The sequence below is a fragment of the Mobilicoccus pelagius NBRC 104925 genome, from assembly GCF_000247995.1.
GTDB lineage: Bacteria > Actinomycetota > Actinomycetes > Actinomycetales > Dermatophilaceae > Mobilicoccus > Mobilicoccus pelagius.
On record NZ_BAFE01000026.1, the window covers coordinates 1 to 790 of the forward strand.

Here is a 790-nt window from a genome sequence, read left to right on the forward strand (position 1 = left end):
AGATGAGGGTGTAGGTCGTGGTCGGCTGAGGACGGCGCGTCGGTGTGGGGTAGGGGTCGAGGTCTTCCGAAGGTGAAGGTTCATACGCCTGACACCTGGAAGACCTTGAGGTGTTTGACGCTACCTTCACGACGCCTGACGTGACCACCTTCACCGGCCTGGACGCTTTGGGTCTACAGGCCGTGGGCCAATGCCTACAACCTGACCGTGCCGTGCTGGCCTGCACAGTCATCGCCGAGGACCGCTGGTGCTGCGGGAGTGAAGGACGCGTACGCGACACGATCATGCGGGGGACTGGCCCGCGCCCCGCTGGGATGGGGCCTGACCCCGGGGAGTGGACACGCTGAATCCCGCATCGCGGGTGAGAGCGAGATGATCTGTCCATCATGGCCAGGAAGACCTACTCCGAGGAGTTCCGCCGGCAGGCGGTCGAGTTGTATGAGACGACCCCGGGTGCCACGGTCCGTGGGATCGCGGATGATCTGGGGATCGTGCGGGGCACGCTGACTCAGTGGCTGCGCGAGCACGGCACGGGCAAGAAGGTCGCCGCTGACGGCACCGCGGTCGATAGCCCCGTCCACCACGCTGGCGCGCGGGCTGGGGCGGCCCCGCCGGCCGATGAGACTCCCGAGCAGGAGTTGGCCCGGTTGCGGGGGTCAGATCATGATGTGGTAATCACCATCTTCCCAGATCAAGGGGCGCTTCTGCCGTCACGACGCGCTCACACGCTCACCCCGGACGGTGGATCAGGGTTCAAACAGCACCTACACCGTTGATTCGGAAGAGCCGG

General features: G+C 65.7%; 1 pseudogene. It reads left to right on the forward strand.

Going from position 1 to position 790, the window contains the following annotated elements:
* Positions 1-386: 386 nt before the first annotated feature.
* Positions 387-662: pseudogene (locus MOPEL_RS04230) on the forward strand (transposase); the annotation flags it as partial.
* Positions 663-790 lie beyond the last annotated feature (128 nt).